General features: G+C 68.8%; 7 protein-coding genes (1 of these 7 only partly in view). 3 read left to right on the forward strand and 4 right to left on the reverse strand.

All coding sequences use genetic code 11. The features are described 5' to 3' along the window. The 4 genes from AAF481_15470 to AAF481_15485 all read right to left on the reverse strand — a co-directional run. On the reverse strand, positions 1-439 hold the 5' portion of the coding sequence (locus AAF481_15470) for an amino acid adenylation domain-containing protein (GenBank protein MEM7482575.1). It extends 12,605 nt beyond the left edge of the window; only the first 439 of its 13,044 coding nucleotides appear in the window; its start codon is at positions 437-439; its stop codon lies beyond the left edge, outside the window. Further along, positions 436-10,338: an amino acid adenylation domain-containing protein gene (locus tag AAF481_15475; GenBank protein MEM7482576.1), complete on the reverse strand. Its 9,903-nt coding sequence runs from the start codon at positions 10,336-10,338 to the stop codon at positions 436-438. Before AAF481_15475 ends, AAF481_15470 begins: the two co-directional genes overlap by 4 nt. Positions 10,339-10,375: 37 nt before the next feature. Beyond that, the gene (locus AAF481_15480) at positions 10,376-12,406 is read right to left on the reverse strand and encodes a class I tRNA ligase family protein (protein ID MEM7482577.1); all 2,031 of its coding nucleotides are present in this window, start codon (positions 12,404-12,406) and stop codon (positions 10,376-10,378) included. Between the two features lie 202 nt (positions 12,407-12,608). Beyond that, positions 12,609-14,291: a cyclic peptide export ABC transporter gene (locus tag AAF481_15485; protein MEM7482578.1), complete on the reverse strand. Its 1,683-nt coding sequence runs from the start codon at positions 14,289-14,291 to the stop codon at positions 12,609-12,611. Positions 14,292-14,526: 235 nt separating this feature from the next. On the opposite strand from AAF481_15485, the gene AAF481_15490 reads away from it, so the two are divergent. The 3 genes from AAF481_15490 to AAF481_15500 all read left to right on the forward strand — a co-directional run bounded on the left by AAF481_15490 (position 14,527) and on the right by AAF481_15500 (position 16,347). Next, on the forward strand, positions 14,527-14,898 hold the full coding sequence (locus AAF481_15490; protein ID MEM7482579.1) for an MbtH domain protein: 372 nt from the start codon (positions 14,527-14,529) through the stop codon (positions 14,896-14,898). A gap of 125 nt (positions 14,899-15,023) precedes the next feature. After that, positions 15,024-16,010: a nucleotidyltransferase domain-containing protein gene (locus AAF481_15495; GenBank protein ID MEM7482580.1), complete on the forward strand. Its 987-nt coding sequence runs from the start codon at positions 15,024-15,026 to the stop codon at positions 16,008-16,010. 22 nt (positions 16,011-16,032) lie between these two features. Beyond that, on the forward strand, positions 16,033-16,347 hold the full coding sequence (locus AAF481_15500) for a HepT-like ribonuclease domain-containing protein (protein ID MEM7482581.1): 315 nt from the start codon (positions 16,033-16,035) through the stop codon (positions 16,345-16,347). Positions 16,348-16,382 lie beyond the last annotated feature (35 nt).

Raw genomic sequence — 16,382 nt, forward strand, 5'->3', positions numbered from 1 at the left:
CCCCACCAGGGCCCCCATTCAGGGCGAGGTGCAAGAGGTACGAGCTGAGGGTCGAGCCGGCGAACACACCGATCGGGCCGTCGAAGGCCTTGGCGTCGTAGCCGGCGTTCTCCAGCGCCCACCAAGCGGTTTCGAGCAGCAGGCGCTGCTGCGGGTCGATCAGCGCCGCTTCGCCGGGTCCGTAGCCGAAGAAGCGGGCATCGAACTGGTCAATGTCTTCGAGCACGCTGCCCGCCTTGACGTAGCGCGGGTGCTCGATCAGCTCCTCAGGCACCCCGGCGGCGCGCAGCTCGTCGTCATCGAAAAAGCGGATGGACTCGACGCCGCTGCGCAGATTGCGCCAAAATGCGCCCAGATCCGGCGCGCCCGGAAAGCGCCCCGCCATGCCGACAATGGCGACGCCGAAAAGATCTCCTTCGGCACGGTTCTCGCCTCTCATGACCGACCTCCCCCTGCCGGCACCGGGGCGAACGCTCGAGTCCGTCTTCGCGCTGCCGCCCGGCGCCGCATCTCGCCGCGGTCGCGGCTCTGTTCCATGGTTTCGCCACCGGCGGACGGGGATTCGTCCGCCGGCGCGGGGTTCTCGGCCGCCTCCACCAGCCGGGCGAGGGCGTGGACCGTCGGCCCTTCGTACAGGCCGACGGCGGGCACCTCCACCCCGAAACGCTGGTTGACGCTGCTGATCACCTGCACACCGAGGAGCGAGGTGCCGCCGAGTTCGAAAAAGTTGTCGTGAACACCCACCCGGTCCACCCCGAGCACCTCGCCCCACACCGCCACCAACGCTTCCTCCACCGCACCGGTAGGCGCTACATAGGGATTGAGCAGATCCGGCCGGGAATGGCGCTCCACCGCCGCGCTGGGGCGGGGCGGCGACTCCACCCAGCGCTCGTAGCGCGCCGTCAGATCGCCGGCAACGGCCAGCAGCCGAGGACCGGCGATGAGATGGTCAAGGGCCGCCGAGAACAACTCCGCCGCCGCCGCGCGACCGAGACCTCCCTCAGCGCCGCCGTCACCACCGGGGGTGCCCTCACCCGCTGCCAGCCAGTGGTCCCAGGCGAGAGCCACCCAGCGCACCGAGCCCTCCTGCCGGCGGCGCTCGCAGAAGGCCTCCGCCCAGCGGTGAGACGCGGCATAGGCGCCGTAGCCAACGCCGCCCAGCTCCGCCGACAGGGAGGTGCAAACGAGACAGAAATCGAGTTTCCCGGCCGCATCGCCGAGCGCCCGCAGCCCTTCGCCGAGGGCCTTCAGGGCCGCCCGGCGCTCGGCCAGAGCGGCCTTCCAGGTAGCCGGCGACTCGGCGGCGAGGGGCCGCACCGAGGCGCGGCCGGAGGGACCGGCGGCGTGCACGATGCCGCGCAGGGAGCCCGCCGGCGCCAGCTCCCGAAGCAGACCGGCGAGAGCCGCCGGATCATTGGCGTCGAGCTGCCGGGGCACGATCTCCACGGCGTGGGCTTGCAGTTCCGCCAGGGTCTCCGCATCGGGACTTGAACGGCCGACGAGCACCAGCCGGCCGGCACCGCGGCGCGCCAGTTCCCCCGCCAGCGACCGGCCCACCGTGCCGAAGCCGCCGAGAACCAGGTAGGTACCGCCGGCGGGCAAGGTCTCCACGACCTCGTCGGCCGAGAGCAGCGCCTCGAAGGCCGGCTGCCAGCGATAGCCGGCGCGCAGCGCCACCGTCGCACCGGCGGACATCAACTCCTCACCGAGGCCGTCGACCGACAGCTCTTGGGAGTCGAGATCGATCCACCGGCAGGTGAGGCCGGGCAGTTCCTGGGGCAGCACCCGGCAGGGGCCGCCGAAGGCCGCTTGATCCGGATCCGGCCCGTCGCCGCCGGTCACCGCATGGGCGCCGGCGGTGACCAAGGTCAAGGTCGTCCCCTCCGGCGGCGAGCCGGCGGCAAGGGCACGGCAGAGGTCCATCCAGGCGTCGAAGGCGGACGTCGCCTCCGGCGCTCCGGGGACTGCCAGGAACACCATCTGGCGCGGGCCGCCGGAAAGGACCTGGGCACCGTCGAAGGCCCCGTCCGCGGTGCGCATCAGCTCCACCTCGCCGCCGCGCTCCCGCAGCCATCGGATCAGCTCCTCGCCGAATCCCGTGCCTGCCGTCGACACCAGCCAACGACCTTCCGGCACCTCCTTCGCCGGCAGGGCCGCGGAGCGGTGCCAGGAGGGCACGAAGAGACCTTCGCCGGCGGCCTGCCGAGGGCTCACGGCAGCGGCCTCTACCCAATGGCGCCGGCGTTGGAAGGGGTAGGTCGGCAGGGCCACGGCGCGGTGAGGGCGACCGGCCCAGTGCCCCTCCGCCTCGGTGGCGATGCCGGCCAGCCACAGGCGGCCAACGGCGGTGGCGAGGGCTTCGGCCTCCGGTTGCGGGCGCTTCGGATGGGGCATCGAAGGCACCGCCCGCGACGCCTTCACCGCCTCGCCCTGCCGCCGGGCCAGGTTACCAAGGGAATCGCCGGGGCCGACTTCCAGCAGCACCAGCGCCCCGCTTTCGGCAAGGGTGGCGAGGCCGGCGGCAAAGCGCACCGGCCGGCGCAGATGTTCCACCCAGTAGGCCGGGTCTGTCGCCTCGGCGGCGGTGATCCAGGTGCCGGTGACGTTCGACACGAAGGGCCGCGTCGGCGCCTTCAGCTCGACCCCGGCGAGCACCTGCCGGAAGGGTTCGAGCACCGGCTCCATCATCGCCGAGTGGAAGGCGTGGGAAGTATGGAGCGGCTGGCAGCGGACGCCTTCGCCCCCGAGGTTGGCGGTAAAGGCGGCGAGCGCCTCGGCCGGTCCGGAGACAACGCAGGAATCCGGCGAGTTGACCGCCGCCAGGGACAGTTCCGCCGGCAGCGAAGGCTCGGTCTCCTCCGCCGCCTGCGATACCGCCGCCATGGCGCCGCCGGGCAGGGCCTGGATCAGAGCGCCGCGGGCGGCCACCAGTTCGAGCCCTTCTTCGAAGGTGAAGACACCGGCCCGGCAGGCCGCCACGTACTCGCCCAGGGAGTGGCCGAGCATCGCCACCGGCTTCACCCCCCAGCTTTCCCACAGCGCCGCCAAGGCGTGTTCCAGCACAAACAAGGCCGGCTGCGTCCAGCGGGTTTCGTCGAGCCGCTCCACCTCGAGACCGTCGAGCAGCAAACCGCGCAGATCGAGATCGCAGCGCGCCGCCAGCAGCTCGAAGCCGCGCTCCATCTCGCGCCGGAGAGTGGGCTCCGACTCATACAGCTCGCGGCCCATGGCGCCGTGCTGAGTGCCCTGGCCGGGGAACAGGAAGGCGACCTTCGGCGGAGTGCCCGGGCTCTGCCCTTCGAGCACCCGCGAGGCATCCAGCGGAGTGAGGGCCGAGGCCGCGTCGGCGGCATCCCGGGCGACCACGATGCGCCGGTGCGGCAAGGCCCGGCGGCCGGCCTGCAGGGTGTAGGCGACATCCGCCAGGGCGATTCCGTCATGCGAGCGCAGGTGGTCGGCGAGAGCTTCACCCAGTTCGTCGAGGGCTGCAGGATCCGCCGCCGACAGGGTGAGCAGTTCGTAGGGCCGGGCCGGCAGCTCCGCCTCGGAGGGCCGCCGTTGCGGCGCCTCTTCCAGCACCGCGTGGGCGTTGGTGCCGCCGATGCCGAAGGAGCTGACGCCGGCGCGCCGGGGACCCTCGCCGGCGGCCCAGGGACGCGCCTCGCCGGGCACCTCGAAGGAGGAGAGGCGCAACGCCTCCGAAGGCTCCTCGCAGTGCAGGCTGGGCGGCAGCACGCCGTGCTCGAGCGCCAGCACCGCCTTGATGAAGCCGGTCACCCCGGCGGCGGCATCGGTGTGGCCGAGGTTCGACTTGACGGAGCCCAGGGCACAAGGGGTCTCGCGATCTCCAAGGGCTGTCCCGAACACCTGCTCCAGCGCTTCCAGCTCGATGGGGTCGCCCTTGTCGGTGCCGGTGCCGTGGGCTTCGACGTAGCCGACCGTCGCCGGATCCACCTCGCCGGCGGCCCAGGCTTCGGCGATCACCTCCGCCTGGCGCTCGACGGAGGGCGCCGTGTAGCCGATCTTGCGCGAGCCGTCGTTGTTGATCGCCGTGCCGCGCACCACCGCCCGGATGGGATCGCCGTCGGCCAGGGCGTCCTCCAAGCGCCGCAGCACCACCACCCCGGCGCCGCTCGAGCGCACCGTGCCGGCGGCGTTCGCCGCGAAGGGCCGGCAACGGCCGTCCGGCGACAGGATCATGCCGTTCTCGTATCGGTAGCCGGCGTGGTGCGGCACCGCGATGGACACGCCGCCGGCCAGCGCCGCGTCGCACTCACCGGCCAGCAGGCTGCGGCAGGCCAGGTGGATCGCCACCAGGGAGGTCGAACAGGCGGTCTGCAGCGCCACGCTCGGGCCGGCCAAATCCAGCAGGTAGGAAAGCCGGGTGGCGAGGAAGTCCTTGTCGTTGCCGATCATCACTTGATATGCAGCGGCACCGTCCTTCCCCGCTTCGCCGATCAGTTGATGCAGCAGATAGCCGTTCAGGCCGGCGCCGGCGAACACCCCGACGGCGCCGTCGAATCGGCTGGGGTCGAGGGCGGCGTTTTCGAGCGCCGCCACAGCGCACTCCAGAAACACCCGCTGCTGCGGGTCGAGCAGCTCCGCCTCCCGCGGCGTGTACTGGAAGTATCCGGCGTCGAAGCGGTCGAAGTCGGCGAGGATGCCGGCGCGGCGGACGTAGGCCGGGTGGGCGGCTTGGCGGCGCGTCACCCCGGCGGCGGCCAGCTCTTCGTCGTCGAGATCGCGGATTCCCTCCCGACCTTCGACCAGCAGGCGCCATAAGGCCGCCGGGTCGTCGGCCCCCGGGAATCGGCCACCGAGGCCGACCACCGCCACCGCTCCGGATCCGCCCGCCCCCGACCCCCCGAGACGGCGTCGTCGGGAGGCCCGCCGGCGGCCCCGCTCGGCGACCGCCGCGCCGTCCTCGGCGCCGTCCCGCAGGAAGGCCGCCAAAGTCGCCACGGTGGGATAGCGGAACAGCTCCACCAGCGAGAGGGAGCGGCCGAGTTCCTCTTCCAGCCGCGCCCGCACTCGCCCGAGGAGCAGCGAGTGACCGCCGAGATCGAAGAAGTTGTCGTCCGCCCCCGCCGCTTCCAAAGCGAGGACCTCGCACCAGATGCCGGCAACGGTCTCCTCCAGGCCGGCGGAGGGAATGACGAAGCCTTCGCCGCCGCCCTCGCGCTCTGGCGACGGCAAGGCGTTGCGGTCGATCTTGCCGTTGGGGGTGAGCGGGAGGGCGTCGAGCAGCACCACCCGGGCCGGCACCATGTACTCCGGCAGGCGGGCGCGCGCGGCCGCGCGCAGGTCCGCCTCGTCCGGCAGCGCAACGCCTGCGCCGGCGTCCGCCGTGGCCCAGGCGATCAGCCGCGCCGCGCCACCGTCGCCGCGGGCGGCACACACCGCCTGCGCCACCCCCGGCACCGCCGACAGCACCGTCTCGATCTCCCCCAGTTCGATGCGGAAGCCGCGCACCTTGACCTGGTGGTCGAGGCGTCCGAGGAATTCGACGGTGCCGTCCGGCAGCCAACGTGCGAGGTCGCCGGTACGGTAGAGGCGGTTGCCGGATCCCGCAGCGCCCGCCAAGGGGTCCGGAACGAAGCGTTCGGCGGTGAGGGCCGGCCGGCCGAGGTAACCGCGGGCCAGCCCACCGCCGCCGATCAGCAGTTCGCCGGCGACCCCCACCGGCACCGGCCGGCGGTGGCGGTCGAGCAGGACGAGGCGGGTATCGCGGATCGGGCGGCCGATCGGCGGCGGCCCGTCGTCCGCCGTCCGGCAGCGGTAGCGGGCGGACCAGATGGTGGTTTCCGTCGGCCCGTAGAGATTCCACAGGGATGCGGCCCGGGCGAGCAGGTCCTTCGCCAAATCCTGCGGCAGCGCCTCGCCGCCGCACAGGATCTTTAGGGACGAGGAGCCCGTCCAGCCGGCCTCGATCAGCATCCGCCAGGTGGCCGGGGTGGCCTGCATCACCGTCGCTCGGCAGGCGGCGAGGCGCTCTGCCAGGCGGCGGCCGTCGATCACATCGTCGCGCGGCGCGATCTCCACCCGCCCACCGACCACCAGCGGCAGATACAGCTCCAGCGCCGAGATGTCGAAGGACAGGGAGGTCACCGCCAGCCAGCGATCGTCCGCACCGAGACCCGGCGCCTCGCCCATCGCCAGCAAGAAGTTGATCAACGCACCGTGGCTCACCACCACCCCTTTCGGGCGGCCGGTGGAACCGGAGGTAAAGATCACGTAGGCGGCGCGCTCGGCGGACGGTAGAGCCGGGAGGGGCTCTCCACCGTTCGCCGGTTGCGGTCCGTCGATGAGGAGCGGCTGGGCATCGCCGAGGGGCAGATGGTCCACCAGATCGCCCTGGCTGACCACCCAGCGCAGGGCGGAATCCTCGATCATCATGCGCAGCCGGTCGGCCGGGTAGGTCGGGTCGATGGGAACATAGGCGACGCCGGCCTTGAGCGCCGCCAACAGGGCCACCAGCAGGTGCGGGCGACGCTCCAAGGCCACCCCGATCAGCTCTTCCGGCCGGGCGCCGAGGCTCAAGAAATGGCGCGCCCAGCGATCGCTTTCGGCGTCCAACTCGGCGTAGGTCAGGGTGTCGTCGCCCTGCGACACGGCGATCTCTGCGGGCCGCGCCGCCACCTGCCGCCGGAAGGGCTCGAGGATGCCGCTCGGCGTCGCCGCAGCCGGCTGTTGCTCGTTCCACTCGCGCAGCACCTGCTGCCGCTCCGGCGGCGACAACAACGAGACCTCGGCGGCCGGGCGGTTCGGCTCGGCGACAACCGCTTCGAGGAAGCGACCGAAGGCCGCCGCCCAGCGCTCGACGGTGGTGCGGTCGAACAACTCTCGGGCGAAGGCGAAGAGGCCGGTGAGGCCGCGACCGCCGGCCTCATCCGCCAGCGGCGCCAGGGAGAGAGACAGATCGAAAGGCGCCGCCAGCGGCTCGAGAGGCACCGCGTCGAGGGTGAGGGGCCCGATGTCGAGGGCGGCCCCGTCGGCCCCCAGGAAGAAGGCGCCCAGGCCGCGGTCCATGGAAGGAGAGCCCTGGGCCAGCGACAGCCACACCTGGAAGAGCGGCGAACGGCTGGGATCTCGCTCCGTGCGCACCCGCTCCACCAGCATCGGGAAGGGCATGCCGGCGTGGTCCAGGCCGGCCCGTACCCGGCCCCGGGCGCGGGCGATCAGTTCGCCGAAGGTCGGCTCCCGCGCCTCGTCCGCAACGGGCGACAGATCCGCCCGCCAGACCAGTGGATTGACGAAGTAGCCGACCAGCGAAGCCTCCGCCGCCGTGCGGCCGGAGGACGGCGCGCCGATACAGAAGTCACGCTGGCCGGTCAACCGGCCGAGGAACGCCTGGAAGGCGGCGAGCAGTGCGACGAAGGGCGTCGCCTTCTGCGCCCGGGCGGCACGGCCCAACGCCGCAACCGTGTCGGCGGCGACGAAGAAGCGGGTGTAGCCGGCGGTGAAGTTTTGCACCGGCGGCCGCGGGCGATCCGCCGGCAGCTCGATCTGCGCCGGCACATCGGCCAACTCCGCGGCCCAGAACCCGGCCAGGCGCTCGCCTTCCGGCGCTAGGTCCTGCCCGGCCAGCCCCTCCGCTCCCAGCAGACGATCGGATTCGCGGGCCACGAACTCGCCGTAGGCGCCGTCCGGAGCGGGCAGCTCGGCCGCTGAATCCTCCAGCAGGGTCGCCAGTTCCGAAGCGATCACCGCCATCGAGCCGAGGTCCGCCACCAGGTGATGGAAGACAAAGAGCAGCACCGGCCGGTCATCCTCAAGCGCTCCCGCGCGCTCGATCCAGCGGCAGCGAGCCAGGGGACCTTCGGCGAGGTCGAAGGGGGTGCGCACTTCCCGCCGCAGTACCTCGTCGAGCGGGTCGCCGGAGGTGTCCCGGGTGAGGTCCACAGCCATCTCCGGATCGATCGACAGGCGCGCCTCGCCGCCCTCCTCCACCACCCGGGCGGAGAGCAGCGGATGGCGCTTCACGACTCGCCTCCAGGGCTCCGCGAAGGTCTCAAAGTCCAGGCCCGAGACCACCCGCCCGCCGAAGGCGATGTGGTTCGAGTCACCGTCCGGCGTCACCCGCTCCAGGAACCACAGGGCGCGCTGGCCGATGGACAGCGGAATCTCTCGCGGCGCCGCGGAAACCGGTGCCCCTTCCGCGGTGGACGGCGCCGGTCCTGCGGAGGGCGGCTTCTCCGGCGGAGCTTTCTGCGCCTCCAGAATCCATGCCGCCAGGGAGGCGACGGTCGGCGTGTCGAACAATTCTTCGAGCGGTGGCGACACGCCGAAGGCCGCCTCGACGGCCTCTTGCACCTCCATCGCCGCCAGGGAGTCGAGGGGCAGGGGTTGCTCACGGTCGAGGCTTTCGGGCTCGACCTTGAGGAGTTTCGCCGCCTGCTGCAGCAAGACCCCTTCGAGCATCCGGAGCTGAGCCGGATCGGCCGGCGGTTCGCTTCCGCCGCCGCCGGAAGGATTCTCTGGATCGTCTGGTGCCTCGTCACCACCGCCGCTCATGTACACCACCGGCAGTTCATCGGCGAGCAGACGGGCGCGGCACAGACGGCGCTGCACCTTGCCGCTGGAGGTCTTGGGAACCGAGCGCGGCGCCAGCAGGACCACCCGGTGGGGATCCACCTGATGACCGGCGACGATCGCCCGGCGCACCGTTTCGACAATCCCGGCGAGGGTTTCGCGGTCGCCCTTCTCGGCCACTTCCGGCCGCACTTCGAGGGCGATGGCGAGGCGCTCTTCATCATCCACGGTGACGCCGAAGGCCGAAGAGCAGCCCGGCCGCAGGGCCCGATGGCTGGTCTCGGCGGTCAACTCGATGTCCTGCGGGTAGTGATTGCGGCCGCGCAGGATGATCAGGTCTTTGAGGCGGCCGGTGACGAACAACCGGCCGTCCTCCACGAATCCCAGGTCGCCGGTGCGCAGGAATCGGGTCACGTCGCCGTCGGCGAGGCGGGCGCCGAACACCTCGCGCGTCGCGTCCTCTCGCCGCCAGTAGCCGCCGGTGACGCTCGGGCCGGTGAGCCACAGTTCGCCCACAGCGCCGGCCGGCCGTTCCTGGCCGCTCTCGGGATCGACCACCAACAGCCGCTGACCGGCCTCGACGCCGGCGGCCAGGCTGCCGCTCGAAACCAGCGGCCGGCCGTCTTGATCTCCTGCCGCCCGCCCCTCCTCGAGGGCCGCCGTATCGAAGGGCCGCACCCGAGGTTCCTCGGCGATCGGCTCCCCGGTGACGAACAAGGTCCCCTCCGCCAGGCCGTAGCACGGCTGGAAGGCGCGGCGGTCGAAGCCGTGCGGCTCGAAGGCGGCGGCGAAGCGTTCGAGGGTGCCTGCGCGCACCGGTTCGGCGCCGTTGAAGGCCACCCGCCAAGAGGAAAGGTCCAGCCCCTGCCGCAGCGCCGGCGGAACCTTGTGGACGGACAAGTCGTAGGCGAAATTCGGTCCGCCGGAGGTGGTCGCCCGGAAGCGGCTGATGGCCCGCAGCCAGCGGATCGGTGCCTTGAGAAAGGCGAAGGGCGACATCAGCACGCAAGAGGCTCCGACGTAGAGCGGCTGCAGGACGTTGCCGATCAGCCCCATGTCGTGATAAAGCGGCAGCCAGCCGACGATCACCGACTCCTCGGACTGGCCGAAGGCGCGGCGGATCAGCTCCTCGTTATGCAGCAGGTTGGCGTGCGACACCATCACGCCCTTGGGCGCCGAGGTGGAGCCAGAGGTGTACTGCAGGAAGGCCAGGTCCTCGCCGGTCACCCGCGGGTCGCGCCAAGCGTCGGCGGCGCCGTCCGGCAGGGTGTCCGTGGCGATCCAGTGGATGCGATCCATCCCCGGCGCCGCCCCGGCGAGACCTTGAAAGCGCGCCGCCAATTCAGCGGTGGTCAGGGCGACGCCGGCCTGGGCGTCCTCGGCTACCGCCAGCAAGCGCGGCAGGCTGCGGACGGAGGTCGGCGGGAAGGCCGGCACGGCGATCACCCCGGCATAGAGGCAGCCGAAGAAGGCCGCCACGAAATCGATGCCCGGGGAGTAGAGCAGCAACGCCCGCTGGCCGCGCAGATCGCCTTGCTGGAGCGCTGCCGCGATCTCCCGGGCGCGGCGATCCAGCTCACCAAAGGTCAGGCGGCCGGCGATCCGCTCCTCACCGCCGTCCCCCGGCTGATCGTGGAGAAAGGTGTAGGCCGCTTTGCTGGCCAGACTCCCCTTCGAGCGCTGCCTCAGCAGGTGGACGAGGGTCGGCCAAGGCGGCGTGAAAGCGCCGCCACCGGACCCATCTGAGTTTTGCCCGGCCGGACGATTCAAATCCGAGCCGGGCAAGCCGTCGAAAGCATTCGCCATCGGATCCGTCACCTCCGGTCCGAGACGCGAGAGCGCACTAGCTCGCCGCGACCTCGAGGGTTTCGGAAGCGGCGAACCAGGGCGCATCCAGGCCCTTCACCCGCCGGCCGCCGGGCACAAACTGTGGAATTTCCTCCCAGCGGGCATTCTCGATGGAGCCTTCTTGCCCCAGAGTGCGCCACAGCCGGTCGGCGAAGGACGGCATCAACGGCGCTGTGATCATCGCCAGCGTCTTGGCCGCCAGGACCTCGAGGGCCAGGGCCGTGCGCCATATCTCGTAGCGTCCGGGCAGGCCCTTCCAGTGGGTCTGGGCGGCGCTGAAGCGGCGCGCCAGGCGGACCAGTTCCACGGCCACCCTCGCCGCCCGCTGAGGCGAGAAGGAACGCGCCTCATAGGCCGCGGCCGCCTCCGCCACCAGATCGATCAACTGTTGAAAGAAGCGCTGCTGGTCATCTGACCAGGCGCCCGTCGAAGGCACCGTGTAGTCGCTGTCGGCCAGCTTCCCGTGCAGATCGTGGAGCCAGCCTTGCCAGTGGTTTGACAGCTCGCGGTCCACGGTGTCCTGCAGTTCCGCGAAGGTGAAGTTGGTCTGCTCCGTCTCGGGACCGTCCCAGGCGAGGTAGAAGCGGGCGACGTCGGCCGGCACCCGATCCAGCAGCTCCCGGCCCCACATGGCGTGGTTCCGGCTGGTCGAGAACTTCGAACCCTCATAGCGGTAGAACTCGTTGGTCACGAAGGTCGTCGGCAGCCGGATGGCCTCGTCGTAGGCCATGAAGATGGCCGGGAAGAGAACGGCAAAGAAGTAGCCGTTGTCGAAGCCGAAGAACTGCACCACCTCCGCATCGTCGGTGCGCCAGAAGGCGTCCTCGCGCCCCTCTCCCAATTCTTCAGTGGCGGCCAGGAAGCCCGGTGCCATCTCGAACCAGACGTAGATCGCCTGGTCCTCGTAGCCCTCGATCGGCACCCGAACGCCCCAGTCGGTCTGCTGGCTGACGGCGATGTCCGGCAGGCCTTCGTCGAGCATGGTGTCGCACAGGGCGCGCAGATGCGGCCCCATGTGGGTGCGATCCCAGAAGGCTTCGAGGCGCTCCGCGAAGGGCGCCAGGGGAAAGTAGAAACGCCTGTAGGGCCGCAGTTCCGGAGTGTTGCCGCAGTGGACACAGGTGGCGTCCAGCAGGTCGGCGCAGTCGTTGGGCCGAGCGCAGGGCTCGCAGGCGTTGCCGTGCGAACTCTCGCCGCAGTGCGGGCAGCGGCCGACAATGTAGGCCTCGAAGAGGTAGCACTCACAGGAGACGCAGTACGGCGTCGGCGCCTCGCGCGCCACGATGGAACCGTTGTCCACCATCCGGCGGAAGACCTCCTGCGTGCGCTCGACGTGGTACGGCGACGTCTTTGGCCGGGCAAAGACGTCGAGACGGATGTCGGCAAGTTCGAGGGTGCCCTCGATCGCGTCGCCGAAGCGGTCGGCCACGGCACGGGCCGTCTCGCCGATCACCTCCCCCTTGGCTTCGGTGTAGCTCTGGTGGTCGTCAACGCCCGTCAGGTAGGCGGCGTCGCGGCCGCGCATGCGGTGGTAGCGGGTAAAGAGATCCGCCGACAGGTAGGGACCGGACAGGTGCCCCACGTGGAGATCGCCATTGGGCGTCGGCGGTGTCGCCGTCGCCAGCACCCGGCGGGTCGGCTCGCCGCTTGAGTGGCCGTTGGCTAGGGCGGCGTCGTTGCGCCCCACCGCCTCGATCAAGTCCTCCCAGGCGAGGTCGAGGAACATCAACTCCTCGTCGTCCGAAAGGTTGACCAATTCGTGGGTCGTGAAGGGCTCCATCAAGACCACGTCGCCGGGCTCCACCTCGCGGCTCTCGCCGTCGATGGTCATCCGGCCGCGGCCCTTGACGATGACGAAACTCTCGTGCTCCTGGTGCTTGTGGGCGCGGGCAATGCCGCCCGGCGGAACCACGGCCCAAGCGGTGAAGAAGGGAGTATCGGTGACGCCTTGCCACGGATACACCTGTTGGCACCGGATACCGTAGGCCGTGTAGAACTTCTCGGAATCTACTTTCTGTATTTTCATTGCTGCGATGGTTTCCTTTCGCATCCGGAGCGGCCTAAGCCTCGCCGAGACTGGAAGTTGGCCTCATATGCTGATCCGTGCAAGTGCGCTTATATGACAATATGCCTGCCTTTTAATACATAATTCTGCCTAGAGCCAATTATACATAATCAGGGTGTTCATCAACGGGACGAGCGGGACAAGATGGCGCCACCGAAGGGCTTCAGAAGCCTACCGGCGCGAGGCCCGAGAGGGCGGCCGGATCGGTCACCAAATCGTCGGCCTCGCCGGCGAACCGAAGCGCGCCGTCTTCGAGCTTGAACACCCGATCCGCCAAGTGGAAATAGCGGTCGTCATGGGAGATGGCGAGAACCGCCTTTCCCCGCGCTTTGAGGTCCGGCAGCACCCGCCGGTAGAAGACCTCCTTGAACACCGGATCCTGGTCCGCCGCCCACTCGTCGAACACGTAGACGTCGCGGTCCTCCAGGTAGGCAGTGAGCAAGGCGAGGCGCTTCCTCTGCCCTTGGGACAGCTCGGTGGCGGAAAGCTGCCCATCCTTCACCTCGACCTTGTGGTCGATCTGCAGCTCGCGCAGGTAGCGGCCGGCCGCCTCGTCGAGGTCCGGCGCCTCCAGGCCGAGGAGGGAATCGAACAGGTAGAAGTCCGAGAACACCACCGAAAAGAGCTGACGGTAGTCGTCGCGGTTGTGCTCCCCCACCGGCTCGCCGTCGAGCAGGATCTCGCCCTCCTCCTGCGGATAGAGGCCGACGATCACCTTGGCGAGGGTGGTCTTGCCGCTACCGTTGCCGCCCACCAGGAAAACGACCTCGCCGGGCTCGAAGGACAGGTCCATGGGTCCGAGGCGGAAGTCGTGCTCCTGCCCCTCGCGGCGGTAGGTGTGGCACACACCGCGCAGATCGATCCGTTGCCACGACCGGCGCTTCTCCGGCAGGATCTCGAGATCCTCGATGGTGCCGCCGTCCAAGGAAAAGCCGAGACTCGCCACCTTCTTGGCGGATACTTCCGCCATGCCCAAGGAGGGAATGGAATCGAACAGCGCCTGCAGCGGCCCCATCATGAACAACAGCACCAGAGTGAAGCCGGTCAGCACTGCGCGATCCGCCGCCAGAGCGTCCGGCCGGGCGAAGAGCAGAACCCCGATCACCACAAAAATCAGCAAACGCCCCCAGGCCTCCGCCGCGGAGTAGATCAGGGCGGCCCGCACCCGCAGCTTGCGGGCGAGGTCAGCGACTCCGGAGAGCAGGTTCGAAAACACCCGCCGGCGCCGGCGATGAAGGCGCAACTCCTTCGCCCCGCGCAACAGTCCTTCGAAAAACCCGAAGAGGACATCCTGCTGTTCACGGGCGGCGTGGAACTTGCGGATTCCGAGCTGTGCCGGGATGAAGTAGGTCACCGCGCCGAGGACGAAGGCGGCGAGCAGTAGCAAGAACAGGCCGCGGTCCAAAAAGCCCAGGTACAGGAAACAGCCGGCGACGATGGAGCCGTTGAGGCAGATCGGCGGGATGAAGACCAACGCCTGAGAGATGGTGTTGATGTCGTCCGTCAGGGTGGCGAGGAGGCGGTTGGGACCGAGCTCTTCGACTTGGCGCAGCGGCGCCGCAGCGATCTGCCGGCTGAGATCCACCCGCAGTTCCCGCACCACCCCCTGGCCGAGCTTGGCCAGCAACACCACCGACAGCACTCGCGTGGCGGTGATCAACACGCACAGAAAGGCGAAGGTCCAGCCGATGCCCGCCAACCGAGGCCCGGAGGCGTTCAAGGCTGCCTGGATGACGGCGATCAGCGCTACGCTGGCGGCACCGCTAAAAATACCGATCGCCGCCGCCGACGCGAGAATCCATCGCGCCCGGCCGGACCGGCTGGCGATGAAGCGAAGAAACTTCATTTCTGACCCCTTTACCGTGCTCTACCTTGCCGTGTTCCTCCGCCCGCGCCGGCTCCGATCGAAGCGACGTCAACCACCGTTCCGGCCGACAGCGCGCAGAAGTACCTGAACCTACTGAAGACCAAAACTTCACCTCTGAGCAGAAGCAAACCTTCGGCTCACGTTGTATAGTCGTATCACAATTTATCTCTAGACCGGTACGGCCGGTCAAAACTCTCCCTGGAGATCGACCCCCATGAGCGACCTCGTAGAACGCCTGACCACCGAACAGCCCATTGAAGCCAGCCTCCGGCCGGAGCCGAGCCTGAAACTCTTCAAGGCCTGTCTCGACCGCGGCTATGTCCATCTCAAGTTCACCGGTACCCGCGGCGGAACCGAACTCGGCGTCCGCCTCGACCCGGAGGCGAGCGACCTCTCCGCCGCCGACTTCGACGCCGGCGAGGGCGAAGTCAAGCTGGTCGGCGACCTCACCCTCGACTACCAGCGGGTGCGCTGCCACGGCACCATCGATCTGGCGACCTTGAAGGGCACCGGCCACCTGGAGCCCCTACCGGACCCACCGCCGGCGGCGGAGTCCAGCAGCGGCGACAGCGCAGTTGTTCACTAGGCCCACCGGCAGAGGGCCGCGAGACTCTTCACTGCAAACCTGGCCTGGCGGACACCGGAAACGAACGGTGTCCGCGCTAAAATGGCGGTATGGAGGACGGATTCTTCGGAACCTTCGGAAACACCTTGGCCGCAGAAACCGGCCAAGAACTGCGCGCGAAACTGGGTACCCTCGACATCTCCGTTCCTCGCCAAACGGAGGGTCGAACGACCGAAGCCCGCGAACGCTATTGCATCGTCCACTATCTGCGGACCCTGGAGACTCACGGGCTGGTCGACTTTCCGCTACGGATTTCGCAAGGCGAGAGTCCGGACTGCGACGTCATCGCGGGCTCCAACCGCTTCGGGCTAGAGATTGTCGAGGTGATCTCGCAGGAGTTCGCCAGAGCGAGGACGAAACTCGAGGAGGCACCCGAGGGATCCCTCCTCGAAGGGACAACGGTCCGGCTTCCGGGCATCGCCATGGACGGTCCGATCGCGTTTGGCGACGAGCCGGAACGTAGGTGGACAGCAGAGGCGCTCGCCTCGGTGATGAAGAAGTCCACCAAGTTGAAGGACTACCGCGCCTTCCCAGCCTACCGGTTGCTCCTCTACGACAATTCCGAATGGAGGGTGTCGACAGCTTGGACGGTCCACGAATTGCCGGCCCGGCTGGCGGCGGCGATCCGGGAAGAACCCGCTTTGCAATCCAACGCTCGAGAGTTTTCCGAGGTTTCCGTCCTCCGAGACCGGGTGCTCCTGTTCGACGTCACAGGAAGCGGATATCTCCTGCCGGTGCCCACGGGGGAGACTCTTCCCCCCCTCCTTCCGCTCAGCCGTCTCCCGGTTTCGGAGAACCGCCTTCGTGCTTTTTGCGACGAACACAAGATCCGAAAACTTGGTTTCTTCGGCTCGGATCGCAACAACGGGTTTGGACCCCATAGCGACATCGATGTACTGGTGGAGTTTGAGTCCGACGCCCGAATCAGCCTCTTCGATCTGGTTGGAATCGAACAAGATCTGACCGCGCTCGTGGAGCGAAAGGTTAACCTGCGCACCGTGCCGGAGCTCAGCCGATACTTCCGCGAAGACGTGGTCCGCAACGAACTCGAACTCGCCTATGTTGCCTCGTAGAGACGAGACTTATCTTCGGGAGATGCTCGAAGCGGCTAGCGACGCTCAAAGTTTCTTGGGCGAGCTTTCTTTGGACGAACTGGCCCGCGACAAGAAGCTGGCGTATGCGGTCCAGCATGCGATCGCGATTCTCGGCGAAGCGTCCAATCGAGTATCTGCCGAAACTCAAGCTCGCCTAACCGGAACCGAATGGCGAAAAATCAAAGGGATTCGGAACCACTTCGTCCACGAATACGGCAAGGTCCAGCTAGACACCATCTGGGAGGTCGTCACGAGAGATTTGCCGGTGCTGGAGTCTGCGCTTCGCGACTTCCTACAAAGCCTGGATTCTCCCTAGCAACGCCAAGCAGAATAAATACGTACATATTCCTC

The sequence above is a fragment of the Acidobacteriota bacterium genome (genome assembly GCA_039030395.1).
Lineage (GTDB): Bacteria > Acidobacteriota > Thermoanaerobaculia > Multivoradales > JBCCEF01 > JBCCEF01.